The organism is Microcoleus sp. bin48.metabat.b7b8b9.023, assembly GCF_013299185.1.
In the GTDB taxonomy this organism is placed as follows: Bacteria; Cyanobacteriota; Cyanobacteriia; order Cyanobacteriales; family Microcoleaceae; genus Microcoleus.
The window spans coordinates 1-21,465 of record NZ_JAAFKG010000022.1 but is presented as its reverse complement, the minus strand read 5'-3'; the positions used below and the strand labels follow the sequence as shown (position 1 = coordinate 21,465).

Annotated in this window: 29 protein-coding genes; 11 read left to right on the top strand and 18 right to left on the bottom strand. The window is 43.1% G+C overall.

The window, feature by feature from the left end; genetic code table 11:
- The first annotated feature begins 257 nt into the window (after positions 1 to 257).
- From QZW82_RS14490 to QZW82_RS14470, 5 genes are all read left to right on the top strand, one after another.
- Positions 258 to 635: a DUF1257 domain-containing protein gene (locus QZW82_RS14490; protein WP_293149262.1), complete on the top strand. Its 378-nt coding sequence runs from the start codon at positions 258 to 260 to the stop codon at positions 633 to 635.
- A gap of 311 nt (positions 636 to 946) precedes the next feature.
- Positions 947 to 1,636 carry a class I SAM-dependent methyltransferase gene (locus tag QZW82_RS14485; RefSeq protein ID WP_293149261.1) on the top strand — a complete coding sequence of 230 codons (690 nt, stop codon included), beginning with the start codon at positions 947 to 949 and terminating at the stop codon, positions 1,634 to 1,636.
- Positions 1,637 to 1,768: 132 nt separating this feature from the next.
- A complete protein-coding gene (locus QZW82_RS14480) occupies positions 1,769 to 1,966 on the top strand; it encodes a hypothetical protein (RefSeq protein WP_293149260.1) in 198 nt (65 codons plus the stop codon).
- Between the two features lie 10 nt (positions 1,967 to 1,976).
- Positions 1,977 to 2,342, top strand: a complete 366-nt coding sequence (locus QZW82_RS14475; RefSeq protein WP_293149259.1) for a hypothetical protein — start codon at positions 1,977 to 1,979, stop codon at positions 2,340 to 2,342.
- 5 nt (positions 2,343 to 2,347) lie between these two features.
- Complete coding sequence (locus QZW82_RS14470) at positions 2,348 to 2,665, top strand: RNA-binding protein (RefSeq protein WP_293149258.1); 318 nt, start codon at positions 2,348 to 2,350, stop codon at positions 2,663 to 2,665.
- A 111-nt stretch (positions 2,666 to 2,776) separates the two neighbouring features.
- Here the strand turns inward: QZW82_RS14470 and QZW82_RS14465 are convergent, their stop codons facing one another.
- From QZW82_RS14465 to QZW82_RS14455, 3 genes are read right to left on the bottom strand one after another with little or no spacing between them, the layout of a single operon-like run.
- Entirely contained in the window at positions 2,777 to 2,983 is a 207-nt protein-coding gene (locus QZW82_RS14465; protein WP_293149257.1) for a hypothetical protein, read from the bottom strand.
- Between the two features lie 29 nt (positions 2,984 to 3,012).
- A complete protein-coding gene (locus QZW82_RS14460) occupies positions 3,013 to 3,171 on the bottom strand; it encodes a type II toxin-antitoxin system HicB family antitoxin (RefSeq protein ID WP_293149256.1) in 159 nt (52 codons plus the stop codon).
- Positions 3,172 to 3,224: 53 nt separating this feature from the next.
- Positions 3,225 to 3,740 carry a hypothetical protein gene (locus tag QZW82_RS14455; RefSeq protein ID WP_293149255.1) on the bottom strand — a complete coding sequence of 172 codons (516 nt, stop codon included), beginning with the start codon at positions 3,738 to 3,740 and terminating at the stop codon, positions 3,225 to 3,227.
- Positions 3,741 to 4,095: 355 nt separating this feature from the next.
- Here QZW82_RS14455 and QZW82_RS14450 point away from each other — a divergent pair, with 355 nt between their 5' ends.
- Together QZW82_RS14450 and QZW82_RS14445 are read left to right on the top strand one after the other, a co-directional pair.
- Positions 4,096 to 4,881: a hypothetical protein gene (locus QZW82_RS14450; RefSeq protein ID WP_293149254.1), complete on the top strand. Its 786-nt coding sequence runs from the start codon at positions 4,096 to 4,098 to the stop codon at positions 4,879 to 4,881.
- 225 nt (positions 4,882 to 5,106) lie between these two features.
- On the top strand, positions 5,107 to 6,009 hold the full coding sequence (locus QZW82_RS14445; RefSeq protein ID WP_293149253.1) for a hypothetical protein: 903 nt from the start codon (positions 5,107 to 5,109) through the stop codon (positions 6,007 to 6,009).
- A 115-nt stretch (positions 6,010 to 6,124) separates the two neighbouring features.
- Here QZW82_RS14445 and QZW82_RS14440 read toward each other — a convergent pair whose 3' ends face one another.
- From QZW82_RS14440 to QZW82_RS14425, 4 genes are all read right to left on the bottom strand, one after another.
- Entirely contained in the window at positions 6,125 to 6,571 is a 447-nt protein-coding gene (locus tag QZW82_RS14440; protein ID WP_293149252.1) for a putative toxin-antitoxin system toxin component, PIN family, read from the bottom strand.
- Positions 6,571 to 6,870: a hypothetical protein gene (locus tag QZW82_RS14435; protein ID WP_293149251.1), complete on the bottom strand. Its 300-nt coding sequence runs from the start codon at positions 6,868 to 6,870 to the stop codon at positions 6,571 to 6,573. The genes QZW82_RS14440 and QZW82_RS14435 overlap by 1 nt, the downstream gene beginning before the upstream one ends.
- A 117-nt stretch (positions 6,871 to 6,987) precedes the next feature.
- On the bottom strand, positions 6,988 to 7,383 hold the full coding sequence (locus QZW82_RS14430) for a type II toxin-antitoxin system VapC family toxin (RefSeq protein ID WP_293149250.1): 396 nt from the start codon (positions 7,381 to 7,383) through the stop codon (positions 6,988 to 6,990).
- A complete protein-coding gene (locus tag QZW82_RS14425) occupies positions 7,380 to 7,628 on the bottom strand; it encodes a hypothetical protein (protein ID WP_293149249.1) in 249 nt (82 codons plus the stop codon). Before QZW82_RS14425 ends, QZW82_RS14430 begins: the two co-directional genes overlap by 4 nt.
- A 105-nt stretch (positions 7,629 to 7,733) precedes the next feature.
- Here QZW82_RS14425 and QZW82_RS14420 point away from each other — a divergent pair, with 105 nt between their 5' ends.
- Both QZW82_RS14420 and QZW82_RS14415 read left to right on the top strand, forming a co-directional pair.
- On the top strand, positions 7,734 to 7,928 hold the full coding sequence (locus tag QZW82_RS14420; RefSeq protein ID WP_293149248.1) for a hypothetical protein: 195 nt from the start codon (positions 7,734 to 7,736) through the stop codon (positions 7,926 to 7,928).
- A gap of 163 nt (positions 7,929 to 8,091) precedes the next feature.
- The gene (locus QZW82_RS14415) at positions 8,092 to 8,988 is read left to right on the top strand and encodes an Rpn family recombination-promoting nuclease/putative transposase (protein WP_293149247.1); all 897 of its coding nucleotides are present in this window, start codon (positions 8,092 to 8,094) and stop codon (positions 8,986 to 8,988) included.
- Between the two features lie 112 nt (positions 8,989 to 9,100).
- On the opposite strand, the gene ilvA is transcribed toward QZW82_RS14415, so the two are convergent.
- From ilvA to QZW82_RS14375, 8 genes are all read right to left on the bottom strand, one after another.
- Entirely contained in the window at positions 9,101 to 10,612 is a 1,512-nt protein-coding gene (ilvA, locus tag QZW82_RS14410; RefSeq protein WP_293149246.1) for a threonine ammonia-lyase, biosynthetic, read from the bottom strand.
- A gap of 102 nt (positions 10,613 to 10,714) precedes the next feature.
- Entirely contained in the window at positions 10,715 to 11,776 is a 1,062-nt protein-coding gene (locus tag QZW82_RS14405) for an MAE_28990/MAE_18760 family HEPN-like nuclease (RefSeq protein WP_293149244.1), read from the bottom strand.
- Positions 11,777 to 11,782: 6 nt separating this feature from the next.
- Positions 11,783 to 12,955 (bottom strand): DUF262 domain-containing protein, encoded by a 1,173-nt coding sequence (locus QZW82_RS14400; RefSeq protein ID WP_293149242.1) that lies wholly within the window; start codon positions 12,953 to 12,955, stop codon positions 11,783 to 11,785.
- A 170-nt stretch (positions 12,956 to 13,125) separates the two neighbouring features.
- The gene (locus QZW82_RS14395) at positions 13,126 to 13,695 is read right to left on the bottom strand and encodes a hypothetical protein (protein WP_293149240.1); all 570 of its coding nucleotides are present in this window, start codon (positions 13,693 to 13,695) and stop codon (positions 13,126 to 13,128) included.
- A 181-nt stretch (positions 13,696 to 13,876) separates the two neighbouring features.
- Positions 13,877 to 14,740: an HIT domain-containing protein gene (locus QZW82_RS14390; protein WP_293149239.1), complete on the bottom strand. Its 864-nt coding sequence runs from the start codon at positions 14,738 to 14,740 to the stop codon at positions 13,877 to 13,879.
- 109 nt (positions 14,741 to 14,849) lie between these two features.
- Entirely contained in the window at positions 14,850 to 16,547 is a 1,698-nt protein-coding gene (locus QZW82_RS14385) for an Hsp70 family protein (RefSeq protein ID WP_293149237.1), read from the bottom strand.
- A 20-nt stretch (positions 16,548 to 16,567) separates the two neighbouring features.
- The gene (locus QZW82_RS14380) at positions 16,568 to 17,347 is read right to left on the bottom strand and encodes an XRE family transcriptional regulator (RefSeq protein ID WP_293149235.1); all 780 of its coding nucleotides are present in this window, start codon (positions 17,345 to 17,347) and stop codon (positions 16,568 to 16,570) included.
- Between the two features lie 11 nt (positions 17,348 to 17,358).
- The gene (locus QZW82_RS14375; RefSeq protein WP_293149233.1) at positions 17,359 to 17,571 is read right to left on the bottom strand and encodes a DUF2997 domain-containing protein; all 213 of its coding nucleotides are present in this window, start codon (positions 17,569 to 17,571) and stop codon (positions 17,359 to 17,361) included.
- Positions 17,572 to 17,650: 79 nt separating this feature from the next.
- On the opposite strand from QZW82_RS14375, the gene QZW82_RS14370 reads away from it, so the two are divergent.
- A complete protein-coding gene (locus tag QZW82_RS14370; RefSeq protein ID WP_293149232.1) occupies positions 17,651 to 18,682 on the top strand; it encodes a low specificity L-threonine aldolase in 1,032 nt (343 codons plus the stop codon).
- A 129-nt stretch (positions 18,683 to 18,811) separates the two neighbouring features.
- Here QZW82_RS14370 and QZW82_RS14365 read toward each other — a convergent pair whose 3' ends face one another.
- Both QZW82_RS14365 and QZW82_RS14360 read right to left on the bottom strand, forming a co-directional pair.
- On the bottom strand, positions 18,812 to 19,210 hold the full coding sequence (locus tag QZW82_RS14365; RefSeq protein ID WP_293149230.1) for a DUF4112 domain-containing protein: 399 nt from the start codon (positions 19,208 to 19,210) through the stop codon (positions 18,812 to 18,814).
- Positions 19,211 to 19,838: 628 nt separating this feature from the next.
- A complete protein-coding gene (locus tag QZW82_RS14360) occupies positions 19,839 to 20,171 on the bottom strand; it encodes a helix-turn-helix domain-containing protein (RefSeq protein ID WP_293149228.1) in 333 nt (110 codons plus the stop codon).
- Between the two features lie 138 nt (positions 20,172 to 20,309).
- Between QZW82_RS14360 and QZW82_RS14355 the strand changes: the two genes are divergently transcribed.
- Positions 20,310 to 21,008, top strand: coding sequence for a pirin family protein (locus QZW82_RS14355; RefSeq protein ID WP_293149226.1), 699 nt, complete (start codon positions 20,310 to 20,312; stop codon positions 21,006 to 21,008).
- A gap of 78 nt (positions 21,009 to 21,086) precedes the next feature.
- Here the strand turns inward: QZW82_RS14355 and QZW82_RS14350 are convergent.
- Positions 21,087 to 21,465, bottom strand: a 379-nt coding sequence (locus QZW82_RS14350) for a DUF2442 domain-containing protein (RefSeq protein ID WP_293149225.1), incomplete at its 5' end; no start/stop codon positions are given.

Genomic DNA, 21,465 nt, shown 5'->3' with positions numbered 1-21,465 from the left:
AATTGGGGAATTAGTAATTAACTACCCAGACACGAAAGTTAATAACTGGTAGATCGATTTCAAACTTAAATTTTGGCAAGGGCATGACGCTGGCTGCCAAGCTGCCAGAAACCGGGTTTGAGTGCAGGCGCAAAAAAAGCAAAACCCGCAACAGTTCGTAAATATCGGGTTAAATAGCGTAAGTTCTAATTTATTGACTGTTGCTATTTATGTTATTATAATCAAATCAGCGTTTCACACAAAAATCCGAAAGTGATATGTCACACTTCACAACGATCAAGGTTCAGATCAAAAACGGCGAACTGCTGCATCAAGTGTTGGAAGAGTTGGGTTATCAAGTAGAGTGCAATGTGCAGGTGCGGGGTTATCATGGCGAGAAAACTAATGCCGAGTACGTGATTCGGCAGTCCAACGGTTACGATTTGGGTTTTCGGCGCAGCGGCGAAGAGGATTATGAATTGGTGGCGGATTTTTGGGGGGCTCGCATTAACCAGCAGGAATTTGTCAATTCAATCAGTCAGAAATACGCGCGCAAAAGTTTGATGGCGGCGGTGCAGTCTGAGGGTTTTAATGTGGAAGAAGAGGAAACTTTGGCGGATGGAACGGTGAGGGTTGTTGTGGGTAAATGGGTTTAGCGATCGCCCTTTCGGAACTCGTTTTCATGTGCCCAGGACTTACGCAGGATCGGAGTGGCAATCAGATTTCTGCCTAAGTCCTAGTACCAATAGGAGAATCACAATGTGGGCAAAGGCGATCGCTCTGATTGAAAATTTGATGCTAAAGTGCGATCGCCAATTTGACAGTTAAGACATCATATCATATCCGCTCAATTACCATAACAAAAACGGTTCGTAGTGCGGACTTCAGTCCGCATCTTTCAAGGACTTGCATTCCGAACGATCGAACCCGAGCAATCGATCGGACATGATATCAATCAACTAAAAGAATGACGATAAAATCCGATCGAGAGCAACAAATTCAACAAAGTTGGGAAGCTAATGCTGACGCATGGACACGGGCGATCGACCAAAATCTGATTGCAAGCCGCCGCGCAGCAACGGATGAGGCTATTCTACAAGCTGTGCTGCGCTGCGGGCCTCGGCGAGTGCTGGATGTCGGATGCGGTGAAGGTTGGTTGGGGCGCGCCTTAGCAAAGCACGGTGTAGAGGTGGTTGGAGTTGATGCTTCCCGTGGTTTGATCGATCGCGCGATCGAGAAAAGCAGCGGTTGTTTTCGGGCGATCGGCTACGATGAGATGATTGCCGATCCAGGGATACTCGGTCAACCCTATGATGCGATCGTCTGCAATTTTTCGCTACTCGGTGAGGAAATTGGAGGTTTATTGCGATCGTTGCGCCAAGCCACAGTCTCAAACGGACATTTATTAATCCAGACAGTTCATCCATTCACAGCGTGTCAGCAACAGCCCTATGTTGACGGATGGAAAATCGAGACTTTCGACAATTTCGGTGGAGATTTTCGAGAGCCGATGCCGTGGTATTTTCGCACAGTTAGTTCGTGGTTTCAACAAGTATCGGAATCCGGCTGGAGAGTGTGCGAATTAGAGGAACCGATACATCCACAGACGAAAATTCCTCTTTCCCTGCTGCTAATTTGTCAGTCACCAAGCGATTGAAATCGCTTCTTGTCAAACCAAGTCCGAGCAGAGGAGGACTGAAGAGAAGAGAGGAAATTTCGTATAGTGCGATCGATGCGATATAATTAGAGCAAACAGGTAAACGAATATTAGGAAAAAAAATACTTACCCATGAACATTACAGAACTCAAGACAGTAGTAAGCAAACTTCCACAAAATCAACTCGCAGAGTTTATCGAATGGCTTGACGAATTTCAAGAACCTCTTTGGGATAAACACATTGAAGAAGATTTGAAAGCAGGCAAATTCGACCCTTTGAAGCGACAAGCAGAACAAGTATTTAGTGAAGGAAAGTGTAGGGAAATTTGAAGCATTTTACATGAAATCTAGTCAGTCAGAATCCCCCCCAATCATTACACTTTACAAAGCACCTCAAAAACGCAAAGGTCAGAAATTACTGAAAGAAGGATTTCAACCAGTCGATTTTCCGTATAATCCTCCTTATGTTGATGGAAATTGCTATTTTGCAGGCCCCCACGATCGAAGTATTGCAGAAGAGTATAATCAAAGTTACAAAGAAGGAATACTGGAGGTTTCAATTGATCGGTCAAGTTATGAGCAGTATTTCAAGTCGCTGGAATATCGCTATGATGAGAAAGAGGGTTACGATCGAATTGAGGTAATTGTACCTCAACGCTTGTTTCCCATACTCAATCAATTTCCACGAGTCCTCAAACCACAGTGAATATTATGAATAGTCAAAGCTGGGAACAAATTAAGTTAAAGTACAGATTGGGGCAGTTTTTGCTGGGTAAAGTTGAATATCATGCTCCCTTTGGAGTGTTTGTTAATATTGGTGAAGATGCTGTCAAAGGTTTGATTAAAATTCCAGACTTTTTGGATAACGGAGAGATGAGTGAAGAGATGTATCCTGAGATCGGTAGTGCGATCGGTGCAATTATTGTCGGATATAACGAGGCTAATTGTGGTGAAGTATATCTTAGTGCGAAGCCTAGTGTTTTGCATGAAATTCTTGTGCCGCTGAGAAGTCGTCCGGTGCTGGTTTGAAATAATTTGGTATGCTAATTTTGCTAGTGGATCGATGCTGTACGAGTTAAGATAGATGCTGCTCTGTAAAGGGAAATTCAGCTAAAACAATATCTCCTTTTTTTAGCTTCACTAAATTGGCTCTCCATCTTCAAGGGTGTAAATATCAGGTTCATCATGCAGGAATTGAAATGCTCCCCCGATCTGGGCTAACTGGGCTATTTCCGCAGTAGAAGGATAGGGGATGTTACTAAATAGTTTTGCTTTGATTAGCAATTGCTCTTCTTCAGAGAGTGTCTGGATGATTTGTACCAAGGATTCAATGAGTTTTGTGTTCATAAAATAGCTTGTATTTTGGGTTGTTGATTTCATTGTAAGTCTACATTCAGACAACCTTCGATTGCTTGATAGAGGTTTTGCAGCAATTCCTCAAAGGTTTCGCCCTCAGTTGCACAGCCAGGAATAGCAGGAACTTCTGCCCAGTATCCGCCTTCTTCTGCTTCGTGAATGATAATTTTGATTTTCAATTGATTCTCCTAATTTATTCTCAAAACTTATCTCTTCATTACTGTAGCAGATTTTACTCCTCCAAGTCCACCTGTTTAACCTGCTCTAAAGGTAGATCTAGCGCTTCTGCAATTTGCTCGTCGCTCAAGCCAAACTGCCGTAATTTATCAATTGTTTCAATCTTAGTTTGATTTTGGCTTTCCTCCTGCAAGTCGGGATTTTCAGGCTGACTTTCATCTGGGGTAGGAGTGGAGGGATTAGAACAATTGTTAATGTAGCTAATTTTGTTAGTATTTTTAAAAGTATTCTTATTGCCAAGATTTATATTATGATTTATCTGCCTTTCTAGGACAGATTCAAGATTACTTTTTTTAACTTGTTCACCAAAAACCTCAGATAACATTTGCAAAAGCTCATGACTGGCTTTTTTAACGTGCTGGGAGCTATAACCATAAGTTTCTGCAACGTCAGAATACTTTTTACGATTCAGTATTCCCGCGATAATTTTGCGCTGCAAGTTGTTTAGATGTTTGCCTGTCTTGGCACAGACAGCTTCATCGACAAATTGTAATATCTGAGGACTGTCCATAGGTGGGATGGTGGGATAATTTTAGTTACTATACCAAACTTTTTCCCACTTTTCCCCACTTTTTTTGCCACGCGTCGGATTTTGAGGAAGTTCCCACTTTTTCCAACTTTTTTTTCGTTGACAGTTTTTGGGCGATCGGTCTAGCATGGATGAGTCTGACATAAGCATCTTACTAGAGTTTTTGCAAATCAGCTTAAACTATTTTCTAGCTAAGCCTTCACGCTGCTTGTTACTCCGTCAGCAACCATAATTTTCCTGTACCACAAATTAACTATCGAAAAGTTCGGAAAAGCAGTTTGCGTCAATGTATGGATATTTAAGGCATGATAAAAATTCGTTAGAAGGAAGTAACTAGGTGAAATCTAAGTGGACTGTTTATATCGGTATTTTGCTCTCAGTTTTAGCTATTATAGTAGCTGTGACCACTCCCGAAGTTCGTTATCGTTTGGGACTTGAGACTAATCCGTCTCCTCCTAAAGATTCTGAAATCAAAGAGGTTCCTGTCATCGTTAGAACTGAATCTTTAGAACCTCTTGCAAGTGTTAATGTTGAATTTACATCGCAGAGAGGACCAGCGACAGGATTAACTGATTCAAATGGCTACGTCATAGTAAAAATACCTAGCACAAGAGATTTACAAATCACGCTGAGGAAAGAGGGATTTGAAACAATTAGTGAGACAGTAGATCTAAAAGAAGATTCTGTCTTAACAAAGAAATACATATTAAAAAAAAACCAAATAAAGGCTGATTTAAGAAGTTGCCGTGCAAACACTTGTACAGGACGCGCTCCCAAAAATCTTTGTGATCAAGACATGAGTATTTACACTACCGAACTCGTAAGTTTTCCAGAGTTAGGAGAAAAGTTCAAGAATCTAAATCTTGAGATAAAATACTCCGATAAATGTCATGCTCGTTGGGTCAAGATGCCAACAGTGCCTGGTGCAACGATTTATTTTGAGGGCAAAGATGGTGCAAAGACTTACTTTGATGGCACAGATAAAAAACCATATCCGTCTCTGCGTATGCAAGATGATTATCCGGAACCTCAAGTTACCAGTATGTTGTCTGGAGATATACCATATACTCGAGCTTGCGTAAGTCGTCCAGGAAAAGACCCTCAATGCACAGGTCCTGAATAAAGATGATTGATCGCCCTTACAAAAAAAACAAAGTGCGATCACCTGCCTCTATTGTTTTGAAGCCCATTAGCTTAACCATTTTCTTGCTTAGCTGCTTGTTACCCGTTCAGAAACCATAAATTTCCCGTGTTACAAATTAATTATCGAAAGGTTCGGAAATGCAGTTTGCAGTAATGTATGGATATTTAAGACATGATTAAAAATCAGTTATAAGGAAGTAACTCTGTGAAATCTAAGTGGACTGTTTACATCGGTATTTTGCTCTCAATTTTAGCTATTATAGTAGCTGTCACCACTCCCGAAGTTCGTCAATTTTTCGGATTTGAAACTAATCAGTCTTCTAAAGATGCTGAAATCAAAGAGGTTCCTGTCATCGTTAGAACTGAATCTTCAGAACCTCTTGCAGGTGTTAAGGTTGAATTCACATCTCACAGAGGAATAGCCGCGACAGCAGTTACTGAGTCAAATGGCTACGTCATGGTGAAAATACCTAGCACAAGAGATTTACAAATCACGCTGAGAAAAGAGGGATTTGAAACAATTAGTGAGATAGTAGATCTAAAAGGAGGTTCAGTCGTAGCAAAGACATATACATTAAAGAGTACCTCAAAGAGTACCTCATTCTCAACACCGCCCATATCTCCTGATAAACCAACTCCTGTCCCTGTTGGCGCTACTTCTACGGAACCTTCACCTACTCCTACGAGACCTTCACCCACTCAAATCTCTGCAAAGGAGCCGAAGCCACCAAAAGTCGAGTGTAAAACTTTTGGTGGTACCTTAGCCAGTGAGGGCGAATACACAGAGATAATTCCTGTTGCAAATAAAGCCGAAAAACCTGTATCAAGATTATATGTTACTGGAAACAATCCTCGGTTGGTTGTGTGTCAAATTCAGAAAAGTTTTGGTGAGCTTCCTTTAGCATATGCCTTACCTGAAAATTCGCAATTGGATAGTATAGTAGCTAAAGTCTACATTGACGGAAAGTTACGAAAGAATATTGATTTGAATCGTGGTGAAGCATTGAGAGAAAAAATAGACATTAACGGTGCTTCAACATACAAACTGGAGTTTAGTCTGCCTGATAAGTCAGACAAAAGTGACTATATTTATGCTCTTGAAAAGTAGAATATGGATCTAATCAGAAGCCAAAAGTAAAAAACTTGTAACTGCAAATGCGATCGCCCTTACAAACAAATCAAAGCGCGATCGCCCTTCTGATTCGTCGCTCATCACGATAAAATCACGTTGACAACAAACCTTTTCCTACAATCTCTCGAATTTCTCTAACAAATTCTGCTGGAGTTTGAATGCTCAACCCGCTTTGTGAAGCAACTTCGGCAGTAAAATCTTTGGTATTTAAGCTCAAAAGGCGATCGACATTTGCCAGAACAGCCGCAGCTAAAATCGGGGTATCTTTAGCTTCAATAATCGCCGCCCACCGCGCTGATTCTTCTAAAGATGGATCGGGTTGAATTTCGGGGTTAATAGTACCTAGCAACTCTGTAAAGATTGGCAGAGCGGCAGGTATTTTTTTGCGTAAATTGCGATCGCACTCCTCCAAAACTTGCTCAGATACAACCAACTTGAAAAGACCTATTTCAGCCATTGTCAGTACGGCACGACTAGCTCCCGTTCGCGATCCGCATCCAGCAATTAACACGCTGGAGTCGGCAAATATCCTACGCATCAAGACTGTTTCTCCTCCCAAATTGCCTCTCTCTCGGCTTCTAAACCCGACAATAAATCAGTCAAACCCACATTTTCACTTTCCATAATCGTTGCAATCCGATCGATTAATTGGGGAACTTGAGGTTGTTTGGGAGCAAGTACAATCAGATCACCTATTTGGAGTAGCACTAGCATATCTCCCCGATCGACCTTGAGAGCATCTTGTAATAACTGGGGAATGGTAATTTCCCCTCCCTGTCCCAGAAAAATGGGGAATTGTTGAATCTCTACATCCGTTTCTTGTGAAGTTATTGTCACGACGTTAACCTCAGCCTTTAGTGTTAAGTTCTCAGATTCCTGATTATAGCAATTTTTAAGGACGATATATTTCGACCGATCGCCCTTACGAACAAAACTAAGCGCGATCGCCCGTAACTACCAAATCGTTTCAACGTGAGGATAGCTCAGAATCTTCTCATCGCAAGTAACTAACGGAATATCATACCGCCGCGCGATCGCTATTAAAATGCGATCGGCAGGATCTTTGTGAAAATCCCCTGGAAGCTGCGTACTGTTAATTGCATCCAGCGGATTTAATGGCTCAATAACTATACCTGAATGAGTTCTAGCTTGTGCGTACCACTCTGCGATCGGCAACGGCAAAGTCAGCTTACCCAGACTGGATTTCACGGCAATTTCCCAAACTGAAATTGCAGAAACCAATAAACCGCTTTGGTTTTCCTCAGCCTCGATCGCACGATTTGCCGCCACAGACAAATTACTCGGATCGTGCAGCAACCACAGCCAAATATGTGTATCCAGTAAAATCATGTACCCAACGCATCCCATAAATCTGGCATCGGCTCATCAAAATCCTCGGCAATTACCAAGGGCATCCCGCGCAGAGGATAGTGCTTTTGCGCTGTCAATCCAGCACTCGAAATCTCAGCAGAGTCGATCGACAAAAAAGGCTCAGACTGCGACAACCGCGTTTGACGCAAAAAACTCAATAGCACCTGAAGTACATCATCTGATGCTTGCTCAATCTCATTGATTAGCTCTTCCCGGAGTGTCACAATCGCACATTCTCCTTGCTAGACTTCTGTACCCATTATAATTTCCAATAGCAGCTTTATGCTAGGCGATCGCGCCCATTAGTTGTTTACTAACTTCTGACAACAATGACACTAACAGAATTACTCCCTACCATTAGACAACTTTCTGCGATCGAAAAACGAGAGTTAATCCGCATTCTCCTGGCGGAAGAGGATATCAGTGAAGATATTTTTCCTTTGGAACCTTACAAGATTTACTACCTACCAACGCCCTACGAGAATTTTGGTGCTGGTGCAGCGTTGATGCAGGCAATGAATTAGGACTTCGCATGGGGTTCAGAAACCGGGTTTTTTGCCAAATCTGCTGGTTTCAACCCGTATTTTCGTAAAAAACCCGGTTTCTTTTCGGAGTGTGCCCTAACCCCAAAATTAAGCTCGCCCGATGATAGAATCGAAATAGCGAGATCCATTTCCGATTCCCACCATGACATTCATCAACCCCAAAACCGATTACGCCTTCAAAAAAATATTTGGTTCCTCAGAAAGCAAAGACATTCTCATCAGTTTCCTCAACGCCATAATTTACGAAGGCAATCCGACTATTGCAGACTTAGAAATTATCAACCCCAACCTGCCGCCACAAGTAGAAGGCTTAAAAGACTCTTCTTTAGATGTCAAAGCCAAGCTTGCCGACGACACTCTAGTCATCATTGAAATGCAGGTATTAAACGTCGAGTCTTTCGGACAAAGAATCTTGTACAACGCAGCGAAAACCTACGCCTCTCAATTGCAGAAAGGACAAGGATATCGAATGCTCAGACCAGTAATTGCTTTAACGATTACTGATTTTGAGATGTTTAAAAATAGCAACAACTTAATTTCGCGATTTGTCTACAAAGAAGAGGTTTCTAACTTACCCTATCCCGATAACGATCTCAAGTTAGTATTTGTAGAATTACCAAAGTTCACCAAAACAGTAGACCAACTAGAAACTCTAGCAGATAAATGGCTCTATTTCATGAAATACGCGGTAACGATCGCGGAAATCCCGCCAGTAATGGATAGCGTCCCCGAAATCCATCAAGCATTTGACATCGCCGATCGAGTGAATTTAAGCCTGGAGGAAATAGCAAATATCGAACGGCAAGAAATGTTTATTTATGACCAACAAGGCACGATAATTAAAGCTGAGCGAGACGCTAGACAAGAAGGCAGACAAGAAGGCAGACAAGAAGGTATACAAGAAGGCAGACAAGAAGGCAGACAAGAAGAAAAACAGGCGATCGCACGGCAGTTACTCGATCGCCTAGATGACGCAACCATCGCCCAAATAACCGGACTTAGCGTTCAGGATGTGCAGAATTTGCGATCGGAAGTTTGATGCGTCAAAAACCACACATGACATTATTCGCGTCCAATCTCTTAGTCCGCGCAGGCGGACTTCGTTTGTATAGTCGCGGTTTCAACCGCCTCCTTCATACACTCAAAAACCCCTATCTCAAAAACAACTTATAAGCCGGATTCTGACTCTCATCCCCATACTGATAGCCCAGCGTATCCAAAAAAGCCTGCCACTCTTGCATCTCATCCGGCGGCACCTGAATTCCCACCACAATTCGCCCGTAATCAGCCCCATTATTCCGATAGTGAAAAACGCTGATATTCCAATTAGGACTCATCGAACCCACAAACTTCATCAACGCACCCGGACGTTCGGGAAACTCAAAGCGATAAAACAACTCATTATCTGCTAGCATCGAACGGCCGCCCACCATATGCCGCAAGTGCAATTTCGTTAATTCATCATCAGTTAAATCCAAAGTTTTAAAGCCGCAATCTTCAAAACTGGCAGCTATTTTCACCGCATCCGCACGGTTTTGAATTTGGACGCCGATAAAAATATGTGCTGCTTTCTCATCCGCAATTCGATAGCTAAATTCAGTTAGATTGCGCTTTCCCAAACATTCGCAAAACCTGCGGAGACTTCCCGGCTGTTCGGGAATTGTGACTGCAAAAATAGCTTCCCGCCGTTCGCCAAACTCGGCTCTTTCTGCTACAAACCGCAGGCGATCGAAATTCATGTTCGCACCGCAAGCAACCGCAATTAATGTTTCCCCTGCGATTTGTTCCCGTTCCACATAAGCTTTTGCACCTGCGATCGCCAATGCGCCAGCCGGTTCTAAGATCGATCGCGTATCCTCAAAAACATCCTTAATCGCCGCACAAATATCATCCGTATCCACCAAAATAATCTCATCCACATACTCCTGACAAAGCCGAAAAGTTTCCTCCCCAACTTCCCGCACCGCAACGCCGTCAGCAAATAAACCCACCTGCGACAACCGCACCCGTTTACCCGCTTTCAGCGATTGATTCATCGCATCAGAGTCCACCGGTTCCACACCAATAATCTTAATTTCCGGGCGCAACCGCTTGATATAAGCCGCAATTCCCGAAATCAATCCACCGCCACCAATTGCTACAAAAATTGCGTGAATTGGTTTTTGATGTTGCCGGAGAATTTCCATGCCGATCGTACCCTGTCCCGCAATCACGTGCGGATCGTCAAAAGGGTGAATAAAAGTCATACCTTTTTCGACCTCTAATTGGCGCGCAAAAGCGTAGGCATCATCATAGGTATCCCCATGCAAAATCACCTCTCCACCGCGCGCTATCACCGCATTAACCTTCACCTGCGGCGTCGTTACGGGCATGACGATAATCGCGCGAGTTCCCAGGTGGCGCGCAGCGAGGGCGACTCCTTGGGCGTGATTGCCGGCGGAAGCTGCGATCGCACCTTGTGCTAGCAAATCCGGGGAAAGTTGCGCCATTTTATTGTACGCGCCCCGCAGTTTGAAGGAAAACACAGACTGCATATCTTCGCGTTTCAGCAGCAGTTTATTGTTGAGCCGCGCTGAGAGATTGGGGGCTACTTCTAGGGGGGATTCTTGAGCAACATCGTAGACGCGGGCGGTGAGGATTTGTACGAGGTAATCGCAGAGCATGGGCTGGGGGGTGAGTAGATGCGGGATGGTGGGATAATTGTACGATATTTGTGTTAGTGTGTTGCGGGGAATGGCGATCGGGCTTCGCAGTTAACAAAAGATTCAGTCAACTCGCTCGGATGTCGTTACATAAATAGTCAAACCAACTCTGGCATCGCGATCGAACTTTAAGCCTAATTCTGTTTCCGAGGCTATCTCCACACGATTTTGAGACAGATCGTTAAGCTGAATGCTCTCAATTTTAGCAGAGTAGCAGTACGACAATTCCTTATTAACTAAAACAAGAAAAACACTTTCTCCTACAGTTAATGTAACTTCCTTAACTTTCGCTACACCTGCTTGTGGCTTTTTGAACCACTCAGTAATGTTTCCAATCTCCCTTACCAATCCTCTATCTATCTGGAGTAAAATTATATTATAGGTCACTAAATCGGCAAGGGATTTGCATAAAGCCTCAACAAAATCAGCTAAGTCCAACAGTTCTTGAATTCCCAATATCTCGTTTACAGAGCCGTGTGCTGCTTTATTACGATAGTCAACCAGTTGTTTTAGTTCTCCTTCTGCCGAGTTTTGACGGCTGCGAACTTCCTCTACAAAATATTTAATTTCTTTGTGGTTGATTACCCATTTCCATGCCTCATCAATTCCCGCATTTCTCAAAAGTGTTTCTAACACTTCCTTCCGTAAATTTTGCTCTCGCATTAGGAAAGCATCAGGAAGTAGCTGGTATTTTCCAGTGTCAGTAATTCCACAGGATAATCCTTGTACTACCTGCTCAACTGAAAGGTGTTGAAACCTATTCTTTTTGATGTCAATCAATAAACGCCCTATACCCTCTCGATGGGTATTTTGGATTTGTTCTCCTAAATCTGAATAACGCGGAACCAAATCGGGCATCAGTCGCAACCAATCCGAAATTAAATCCTCAACAAAGCGCTCGTAAATAGCATACAATCGGGTTACTACGGCACAGCGTTCGTAAATTTGCCATTCTCGTTTGCCAGGGATTACTTCTATTAATGCGGCAAATTCCGGATTTTCTTTCAACTGTTTTATATCTGAACTGTCTTGAAATACGATTTTTCTAAGTCTATCGTTAGTCTTTATCATCGAACGGACAGTAGAAATTTTGAGGCTGACTGTCTTGAGAAGCTCGTCAAACATCGCAAGTTACTCTCCGATCACTTGCGAAAGCATTTCGTCAAATATCCCGATTCGCTCCTGAATCTCTGCCTTGGTTTTTCCGCCTCCTGTGAGAAGACGAGATTCAGGTTTTTTAAAGATATTCTTTGTCTCTTCAATAATTCGGTCTTTTAGAGCAATTAATCTTTTTTCATGTTGCAAGTACCTACTTAAACCCACCATAATTGCATCATAATATGCTTTATAAGTCTTGTTTGACCAAGTTTGAGTTTTCTGGTCAAATGGTTTGAATAAATGCTCTCCGTAAATTAGGTGAGCTATTGTGATAGTTTTGAGAAAAATAGATTCCAAATAATTGATATCTTCCTCATCAAAATTTAAACTTCTCATCATGTACAAATCTAAAAAGCCTTCCATTCCCCGTTGGTAATTATCAACATTTCTGAGAGCAAAAAAACGCAGAACTAACTCAGCATCTTCCATTTTTTTATAAAGGGTATTTTTCTCCAATTCGGGGCTGTTATCCTGTGTCGGAATTCCCCAAGCTTCTGCAAACATGGGATGGCGCGATAATTTTAGCAACAGTTCATTGAACTTTCCATAATACAAACAGTTTCGCACTTCCTGTTGACTTAAATCTACGCCTCCAGTGTTAAGGCGCTCGAAGGTTTTTTGTTTTAAGAATAGAGCCTCTTCAGGATCGGAGGTTGATTCTGCAATAATTACTGTAGATGATATAGAACGACGGTCGATACCTGCTCTAATTTTTTGAGGAAGTTGATTGTAGGTACGTCCATTTAATTCAGGCCAAAGTTCCAGCCCTGTTAATGAAAGCTTGTTTTCATAAAAATCCTGAATCGCAGTAATTCTTTGTTGACCATCCATAACCTCATATGAATAGTATTCTTTTTCGTATAAAATTATTGATGGAACTGGAATATTGACTAGAAATGATTCGATTAGTTTGGATTGCATTTTGGTAGTCCAACGTGCCCTTCTTTGGTAAAATGGTCGCACTTCCATATAACCAGGCTGCTTTAAAGCCTGGACAAAACTCGGAAGCTTTTCACGGTTGATTTCAGTAAGAATTCTATTCTCTCTTAACTCGTATTTATGGTTAATTTCACTATCGGATATTTTAGTGCGAGTTTTTGCTGGCGAACTCTCCCACATTTTTTGTTCAAATGATGCGAGCTGCATTTCCGTAGTCTCCCTAAGCACAACTTGTTAATAATTATAGCATTTTCATGATTAGCCGATCGACTCAAATCTATCAAAATTGCGATCGTCAATTATTTGAAATCCCCGACTTCTTCAAGAACTCAGGGATACACAGCCACAAAACCCGAAGCTTCCAACCCTGCATATCTCTAATCAGGACGCGCAAAACCCGTTCGAGGGTCACTAATAAACAAACCCAAAACCAGCGAGTCCATCACCGTATCCCAGACAGGAGTCAAACGTTCAGCATCATCAACCCAGTAATCAAAAGTAATCAAACACTGAACATTAGAACCCAATCCGATACAGATTCGCGAATAAGCTTCCCGCTGTTCTGGAGGGTCGATAAACTTAAATTCAGTCCAAACAACCCGAGCAGTTTGCCGCTTCAATTGAATGATTTCCCCAGGATCGATCGGATTTCTGGTATCATCTTCAACTATCTTCTGTAATAGCGGTACCAGCGGAAATTCTCCCCAATTACCAGGAGGTAACAAATTAAACGAAACCTCCAAACAACAATCATCATCCGGCGGTTTCTTATCCGTAAACCGGAACGACTTTGTATCCGGTTCAAAATGCCAATCTTGGGGGACATCAAAGCGGACTGCACCTCTTCCGGCGACAAAGATGCGAGTTCCAGGCTTTGACTTCCAATTGTGGTCTTCTTTGAGCTCTAGAGTTTCCTTGAGCCATTCTTGCTTTTTGCGCTTAGACATAAACAAAACACCAAATTACTGCTAATGTGTAGTTTGAGACTTGGTTAACACATTTTAACTCTATTTTGCTCGCCCTTTGCTCAAATATAATAATCATTACAAAAATTATAAATTTCTTTCTTCTCTATTTCTCCGCCTTCTCTGCGCCTCTGCGGTTAAAAAAAAATCCTTTCACAAATTCCTAATTTTTATTTTTAACTTGAGGAATCACATATCTAATACCGCCTTTATTCCCAGCCGCATCGCCCCTGTAGCGGGGGATAACATGAATCGCAGCGTGACTGCGACTTTGACCCGCATCTTTATTAATATTGATTCCGACATTAAAACCATCAGGCTGAAACTCTTTAGTTAAAATTTCTTGCACCTTATTAGCCATAAACCAGCAAGCCGATTGCTCTCGAAACGGCAATTCAAAATAATTTGCAGTGTGACGTTTGGGAACAATTAAAACATGACCTTGGCTGGCGGGATAACCGTCAAAAATTGCATAGGCTGTCGCTGATTCTGTCAGTAAAGTTAGGTTTTTGTACGGATTGCAGAATATGCAGTTATTAGTTGAATTTCTTTGATAGTTGTAATGCACGTATTCGTAGATTTCGCAAGACTCATTTAAGAGAGACGACTTAAAAGGAAGTTTGACAATGCACTGATAGGTAGGTTTTTTGTGGACGTAGTGTTCTCGAAAACCTTCTTTTTTGATATCCCTTCTCACGGCAAAATATGCTTTACCTCCTGGTTTCAAGAGATGCGACACTTCCATCAGCACATTCGCTTGTTCTTCGGGAAACAAAACATTCAAAACATAAAAGCAAATGATAGTATCAAATTTATGTTCGGGAAATTCAGGAAAATAATAAGAGTCGTAACCTGCAATATCCAAGCCTTTTTGCTGCAACAATTTAACATCGCTCCCGAAGCCGCACCCAAAATCTAAAATTTTGCCTTGAAGCAAGTTTTGCTCTAATAAAAATCTTGCCGGAAATGATAGGTAAATTCTTTCGATTGCTGTGAGGTGGCTGAATTTATTTTGTTGCTTTTTCATGGCAGCATAAACTTGATTTAAATCGATATTCTTCAGTCCGCGGAGGCGGACTTTGTTTGTGTAGAAGCGATTTCAATCGCCGAATTTTATCTTAATAACAATTGTATCATTATTGCAGTTTGGCGATCGCACTTCTATCCACCAACACCTTACCAGTCAGCAAATCCCGCACCGTAGCTAACAACACGCGCCTTTCATCCACCTCAAAACTCACCGAAACCCTGTCAATACCCAAGACTCCGGGCGGGTTCAAATGCGCCACACAAACCTGCTGGTGGTGGCTTTCCAAAGAACGAAAATCGCTGTGTTTGTTGAGCAAACTGCTCGTCATTTGCCCTTTTTCGTTAAAAGTAACCTCTGCTTGCGACACCTCCGCAACTTCTCCAATATCTAACCTAATTTCCCTTTGACCTTCAATGGCAACTTGCAGCGTCAACTCTTCGGAACTTTCACAAGGATACTTCATTTCTTTGCTAAAAATCGGCGAATAAGTATAAGCTTTAGCATAAGGTTCCCAGAGGCGAATTGCATAGGTGTGGCGCAAATAATCGTCAACACTCGCCAATTGTGTCAAGGCTAAAGCGCCGTGGGCTACAGCTTCAAAAGGCTTATCTGTTTTGACTTTTTGCCGCCCAAAATAGGAAACCACTAAATTAGATACAGCCGGAATCATAGAAGTTCCTCCTACTAGCAAAACCTGTTCGATATCTGCTTTACCGATACCTTTTCCCAGCGCAATGCTCAACACTTCATCTAAAGCTTCCCGCAACTGTTCCAACAACTGCCGAGATTCCAGGATTTCTTCAAGCTGATCTCGGTTTAGCACCAAGTCATGGGACATAAAATTCTCGTCGTCAAACCAACTTTCCTTCGCCTCATTAACTTGAGACACTTGAATCTTTAACTTTTCCGCTATTTCTAATAAATTTTGCCAGCCCACGCCGCCGACTTCTGCCCGCGACGAACCAATTTGCCGCAAATAATCTTCAACAATCCAGATGTCAATATCTTCGCCGCCGACATAAGCATCCGATTTTGCCAATACTTCGGCACGCACCCCCCCCAGCCCCCCCTTGCTAAGGGGGGGAGCAAGATTTGTCTCCCCTTTGCTAAGGGGGGAAGTAAGATTTGTCTCCCCTTTGTTAAGGGAAGGATCGAAATTTCTCCCCCCCTTTATAAGGGGGGGTAAGGGGGGGGTAACAGCAGTACGAACTAAACTTAAATCTAAAGTTCCGCCGCCTAAATCGACTACTAAAACTAGAGAACCTGGGCGTTGTACGGCATATCCCAGGGCGGCGGCGGTGGATTCATCTATTAGCTGAACTTCTTCAACTCCCAGAGATTCTGCTAAGTCGTGAAACCAATCAAGATATCGCTCAAATGCTCCGACTGGTACTGTAAAAATTAATTTGTCTGGTTGTATGTTTTGCTGATATAATTGTTTCCATATTGTTCTAATAAATTGTTCCGCTACTGATTCCGGCGTGTAGCTTTCACCGTCTATATTGCGAGCTGGGGGCTGATAATCGGCTGCTAAGTCGCGTTTGAAAGCTTTGAAAAAGCGGTCGGGCTGGGATTGTCCTAAACGCTGAGATCGCACTTTTTCTCCCAATAGCAACTCTCCCGCATTTTTCACAAACACTAAAGTCGGCACTACAGGTATTTCTCGCACATCTGGGTTCGATTTATTGGTCTTGAAAATGCGGGACATTTCGCCCAATCTCAAAGTTTCTGGTGTTTGCGTATCCGGGTTGAGAATGCAAACAACCGTGTTGCTGGTACCGAAGTCTATTGCAACTGTAGTCATGTCTATTTTAGATTTTCAATTTAATTTGTTATTCCCGGTGGAAGGCTGCGACTAACTTTAGCTGGAGCAAGAATTTGCTCTTTATCCCGATAGCCTACAAACCGAATATAAACTAACTCTCCTTCTGTTATATCTTCAACATCCGGCTGGTGCAACTGCGGATTGTAAGCAACTTGTTCCCAAGCTGAACCAATTGTTTCAAAATCCCAACTTGACAAGAGATTTTCTAGGGGCGTAAACAAAGCTGAGAGATTTTTTGCGGGCATATTCGGCTTAGCCTCGGCCATTTTGCGGGCGCTGGGATAGTTTGTTAGCAAAGTTTGTAACTGTTCAAAGGTGGCGCGGCGAAAATCGGCTGTGAGTTGAGTTTTTTGTTGCTGCAATTCTTCGCGCAGCCGGAAACACTGCTGTTTCAATTCTTCGATTTCGCTGGGATTCGCGGTGGTTCCAGTCGATGGCAGTGCGCTTAAAGTGCGATCGAATTCCTGGAAATTTAAATTTAGCACAGTTGCCAGCCGCCGCAATTGGTCTAGGGTGAGTTTTCCCACGTCTCCCTGCCGTACTAGGCGCACCCCGAACCGACTTAATCCGGCTTTTTCGCCTAAATCTTGCCAATCGACGATATCTAGCTGATTCATGCGTTCCCGGAGGATTGTATCGTACTTAAAGTCGATCGCATCTCCGGCCTCGGATGCAGCATAAAGGTACACTAAAATTAGAAAAATGCCCCCGACAGCTAGCGCGATACCGAAGGCAGGCCCTGTTGTTATATCAACTGTTGCACCGAGGAAATAGAACATTGTTAATTTTTCTAAACTTGTTTTAAAGTCTGAGTTTGTTCGGCGGTCAAATTTTCTTCGCCTTCATAGTATGCTGGCAGCAAGTCTTGAGATTCTACTTTGCCGAGGGCGGTTTCAATTCCGGCGGTGGTTTCGGTGCAACTCGAACCGGTGGCGTTGAGGACGGTTTCGGTAATTTTGCCGTCTTTGCCGATGCGGTATTCTATTTGGCGGTACTCTGCCATAGTTCCTCTTGGTTTAATTTTTGACGGTTGACTTTTGACTGTTGAGTTATATTATAGATTCTGTTTACCAATTATTCAAATGAATTTTTGTAGCGACAATGCAACCGGGGTTTCGCCGGAAATTATGGCAGCGATTGCAGCGGCTAATTGCGGTGCAGTTATGTCCTATGGAGATGATGAATATACGCAGCGTTTGCAAGTTAAATTTTCGGATTTGTTCGAGACATCTGTGACGGTTTTTCCCGTAGCCACCGGTTCTGCTGCTAATGCTTTAGCCCTGGCGGTGATGACTCCTGCTTACGGGGCTGTTTACTGTCACGCCCAATCTCATATTAATCTGGATGAATGCGGCGCGCCGGAGTTTTTTACGGGCGGTGCAAAGTTAGTGACAGTAACAGGAAGTGATGGTAAGATAGAGGCAGAGACTTTAGGTGAAATAGTCGATCGCGCTGGTGCAGGAGTAGTCCACCACGTACAGCCCGCCGCCGTCAGCATCACCCAAGCCACAGAAGCCGGCACAGTCTACAATCCAGCGGAAATTGCCGAGATTTCGGAGGTTGTGCGCCGCCACAATTTGCACCTGCATATGGATGGAGCTCGCTTTGCTAATGCTGTTGTGAGTTTGGGCTGTTCTCCTGCGGATATAACTTGGCGCGCAGGTGTGGATATCCTCTCGTTTGGAGCGACTAAAAACGGCGCGATGGCTGCGGAAGCTGTGGTATTTTTTAATCAAGAATTAGCAAAAACTTTCCCATTTTACCGCAAGCGCAGCGGGCATCTGTTCTCAAAGATGCGGTTTTTGTCGGCCCAGTTGGAAGCATATATAACGGATGATTTGTGGCTAAAAAATGCGACTCATGCAAACAAGATGGCCGCTAAATTAGCCCAAGGTTTGGCCGGAGTTGAGAAAGTCAAGTTTTGCCATCCCGTCGAAGCTAATGAGATTTTTATGCAGCTTCCCGAATCGGTGATTGCAGCAGTTTTGAGTCATGGTTTTCAGTTTTATCGGTGGGATAACTCTACTGTCAGACTGGTAACAGCTTTTAATACTAAAGAAGAAGATGTTAATGCTTTTGTTGATTTGTGTAAAGGCGAGCTTTTCCATATTTAAAGGTTTGTAGTGAGGGCTTTAGTCCTTCTTGGATGCGGACTAAAGTCCTCACTACAAACCTAGAGTTTAAAGGTTCGTAGTGAGGACTTTAGTCCTTCTTGGATGCGGACTAAAGTCCTCACTACGAACCTAGAGTTTAATTGATTCATGAATAGGTTCTGCAACTGCTGCTAATTCGGGTTCCTCTGCTTCGAGGTGCGCTTCCAAAAGTGCCAGATTTCTCATGTTTGACTTATAAAAAGCATCGAAGATATCCCCGACTAAAGGCACTGAGCCAATAACAGCTTCTAAACCAATATTGTAAATCATTTTGCCTAGAGTTTTGGGCGGAATGTTGAATTGAGTTGCCAAATAAATTAAGTAGGCAGAAAACGCAGTATCTACTATATCGCCAGCACCGGGAACTAAACCAATAATTGGATCTAAGCCAATGCGAAATTTAGTACCGGGGATGCCAATGGCGGTATCCATCAGGCGACTGAGTTTGCGGATGCGGTTAAGGGTGGCAAGACGCTCTATTTTGTTCATATTATTATTGTTGGACTAGCTGGAAAAAACGACATCAGTCCGAAGACAGAAAAAAGTATCGCCCTGACAGGTTCGTAGTGAGGACTTCAGTCCTCTTCAAATCAGAAAGGACTCGCATTCCTCACTACAAACTTTATAACAGGTTCGTAGTGAGGACTTCAGTCCTCTTCAAATCAGAGAGGACTGAAGTCCTGACTACAAACTTTATAACCGGTTCGTAGTGAGGACTTCAGTCCTCTTCAAATCAGAGAGGACTGAAGTCCTGACTACAAACTTTATAACAGGTTCGTAGTGAGGACTTCAGTCCTCTTCAAATCAGAGAGGACTGAAGTCCTGACTACAAACTTTATAACCGGTTCGTAGTGAGGACTTCAGTCCTCTTCAAATCAGAGAGGACTGAAGTCCTGACTACAAACTTTATAACCGGTTCGTAGTGAGGACTTCAGTCCTCTTCAAATCAGAGAGGACTGAAGTCCTCACTACAAACTTTATAACAGGTTCGTAGTGAGGACTTCAGTCCTCTTCAAATCAGAGAGGACTGAAGTCCTCACTACAAACTTTATAAGGGTTATTTTATGATATAATCGGCGACGATCGCAAATTGGGAATTAGCTACACTTCAATAAACTTAACTATAGTTAATATGCTGAATTCCCCATTCGTGCATCGAATCAATAATTGGTTTAAGACTTTCGCCCAAAGGCGTGAGCGAATATTCAACTTTCGGCGGAACTTGCAGGTAAATTTCTCGGTGAACAATCCCATCTGACTCCATCTCCCGCAACTGCTGCGTCAGCATCTTTTGAGTAATGCCGTTGACAGCTCGTTGCAGCTCGTTAAAACGCTTCACTCCTTGAAAGAGCTCCCGGAGGATTAAGACTTTCCAGCGCCCGCCAATCACCTCTAAAGTTCTTTCTACCGGGCAATTTGCGCGCTCAATAGTTCCTTCTTTAGCTTGCATAGTATCTTTTTGGTAACTACCGCACTTTGAAGTGCGTACTTCCCATAATAGCTTGACTTGGTTTAAAGTAGAAACATCTGAGAAATACCCCAATTCATTCCCAAATCTAAAATCTAAAATCGAAGGAGTATTGAGAAAATGATTGCAGTCAGAAAAAGTGAAGCAAGAGGACACGCTAATCATGGTTGGCTCGACAGTTATCACACATTTTCCTTTGCCAACTATTACGATCGCAATTATATGAATTTTCGCTCGTTGCGGGTAATCAACGAGGATGTCGTTAACCCCGGCAAAGGTTTCGGCACTCACGGGCACAGCGACATGGAAATCATTACCTATGTACTGGAAGGAGCGTTAGAACACAAAGACAGTTTAGGTACCGGCGCAGTAATCAAACCCGGTGAAGTGCAGCGAATGAGTGCAGGTACGGGCATCCAACACAGCGAGTTCAATCCCTCGCAAACTGACCGAGTTCATTTGCTGCAAATCTGGCTGTTGCCCGATACCAATGGCTTAGAGCCGAGTTACGAACAGCGGGATTTTCCCCTAACAGAAAGGCGCGGGAAACTGCGCTTAGTTGCGGCGCGAGATGCGAGAGATGGTGCAGTGAAAGTGCATCAAGATGTCGATTTGTATGCAGCAGTTTTGGATAAAAACTCGCGGGTTTCTCATGTTTTGCAGCCAAATCGCCATGCTTGGATACAAGTTGCTCGCGGTGCTGTTTTGCTCAACGGCTTGAGTTTAGAAAAGGGTGACGGTGCGGCGGTTAGTGATGAGGCTGAGTTGGTTATTGAAGCGGCAGAAGATGCGGAGTTTTTGCTGTTCGATCTAGCATAAAATTTAAGGCGAAATCCCCGAACTTTTTGAGAAGCCGGGGATTTTAGTCGCTGACATCTGACAGCTAATAAATTGATTTCAAGAATTAACGGAAATATTCTTTTTAGGTCGCCCGCCTTTTTTGCCATTTTGCCTTGCTGCTGCTGATTTAGAGGTTGAAGTTGTCTTTCCTCCCTTCCTACCTAATTCAGCCATCCAAGATTTTGTCCCAAAAATACCTGCGATAAGTTCGGGAATTCCCAAATCAACATCTAGGCTTTCCCAGTGTACGCTGCTACCGGAAGGAGGTAGCCAAAGATCAGCAAGTTGTTCTGGTGAAGCACTGTCTAAGGGGAGCATCCCGGTTATGTAAATATCGGAATAACAATAGTCCGGACAGTTTTCAATGACCAACGGTAGAATGGGGGTTCTGGGTTCCAGCCTCTGTGAAATATTAACGGTAGAATGAGGCTTTGGG

Excerpts from the sequence above, each read along its gene's own strand:
- QZW82_RS14490 (WP_293149262.1), top strand. The coding sequence starts at position 258 with ATGTCACACTTCACAACGATCAAGGTTCAGATCAAAAACGGCGAACTG.
- QZW82_RS14485 (WP_293149261.1), top strand. The coding sequence starts at position 947 with ATGACGATAAAATCCGATCGAGAGCAACAAATTCAACAAAGTTGGGAA.
- QZW82_RS14480 (WP_293149260.1), top strand. The coding sequence starts at position 1,769 with ATGAACATTACAGAACTCAAGACAGTAGTAAGCAAACTTCCACAAAAT.
- QZW82_RS14475 (WP_293149259.1), top strand. The coding sequence starts at position 1,977 with ATGAAATCTAGTCAGTCAGAATCCCCCCCAATCATTACACTTTACAAA.
- QZW82_RS14470 (WP_293149258.1), top strand. The coding sequence starts at position 2,348 with ATGAATAGTCAAAGCTGGGAACAAATTAAGTTAAAGTACAGATTGGGG.
- QZW82_RS14465 (WP_293149257.1), bottom strand. The coding sequence starts at position 2,983 with ATGAACACAAAACTCATTGAATCCTTGGTACAAATCATCCAGACACTC.
- QZW82_RS14455 (WP_293149255.1), bottom strand. The coding sequence starts at position 3,740 with ATGGACAGTCCTCAGATATTACAATTTGTCGATGAAGCTGTCTGTGCC.
- QZW82_RS14440 (WP_293149252.1), bottom strand. The coding sequence starts at position 6,571 with ATGCGTAGGATATTTGCCGACTCCAGCGTGTTAATTGCTGGATGCGGA.
- QZW82_RS14430 (WP_293149250.1), bottom strand. The coding sequence starts at position 7,383 with ATGATTTTACTGGATACACATATTTGGCTGTGGTTGCTGCACGATCCG.
- QZW82_RS14420 (WP_293149248.1), top strand. The coding sequence starts at position 7,734 with ATGACACTAACAGAATTACTCCCTACCATTAGACAACTTTCTGCGATC.
- QZW82_RS14415 (WP_293149247.1), top strand. The coding sequence starts at position 8,092 with ATGACATTCATCAACCCCAAAACCGATTACGCCTTCAAAAAAATATTT.
- ilvA (WP_293149246.1), bottom strand. The coding sequence starts at position 10,612 with ATGCTCTGCGATTACCTCGTACAAATCCTCACCGCCCGCGTCTACGAT.
- QZW82_RS14405 (WP_293149244.1), bottom strand. The coding sequence starts at position 11,776 with ATGTTTGACGAGCTTCTCAAGACAGTCAGCCTCAAAATTTCTACTGTC.
- QZW82_RS14400 (WP_293149242.1), bottom strand. The coding sequence starts at position 12,955 with ATGCAGCTCGCATCATTTGAACAAAAAATGTGGGAGAGTTCGCCAGCA.
- QZW82_RS14395 (WP_293149240.1), bottom strand. The coding sequence starts at position 13,695 with ATGTCTAAGCGCAAAAAGCAAGAATGGCTCAAGGAAACTCTAGAGCTC.
- QZW82_RS14390 (WP_293149239.1), bottom strand. The coding sequence starts at position 14,740 with ATGAAAAAGCAACAAAATAAATTCAGCCACCTCACAGCAATCGAAAGA.
- QZW82_RS14385 (WP_293149237.1), bottom strand. The coding sequence starts at position 16,547 with ATGACTACAGTTGCAATAGACTTCGGTACCAGCAACACGGTTGTTTGC.
- QZW82_RS14380 (WP_293149235.1), bottom strand. The coding sequence starts at position 17,347 with ATGTTCTATTTCCTCGGTGCAACAGTTGATATAACAACAGGGCCTGCC.
- QZW82_RS14375 (WP_293149233.1), bottom strand. The coding sequence starts at position 17,571 with ATGGCAGAGTACCGCCAAATAGAATACCGCATCGGCAAAGACGGCAAA.
- QZW82_RS14370 (WP_293149232.1), top strand. The coding sequence starts at position 17,651 with ATGAATTTTTGTAGCGACAATGCAACCGGGGTTTCGCCGGAAATTATG.
- QZW82_RS14365 (WP_293149230.1), bottom strand. The coding sequence starts at position 19,210 with ATGAACAAAATAGAGCGTCTTGCCACCCTTAACCGCATCCGCAAACTC.
- QZW82_RS14360 (WP_293149228.1), bottom strand. The coding sequence starts at position 20,171 with ATGCAAGCTAAAGAAGGAACTATTGAGCGCGCAAATTGCCCGGTAGAA.
- QZW82_RS14355 (WP_293149226.1), top strand. The coding sequence starts at position 20,310 with ATGATTGCAGTCAGAAAAAGTGAAGCAAGAGGACACGCTAATCATGGT.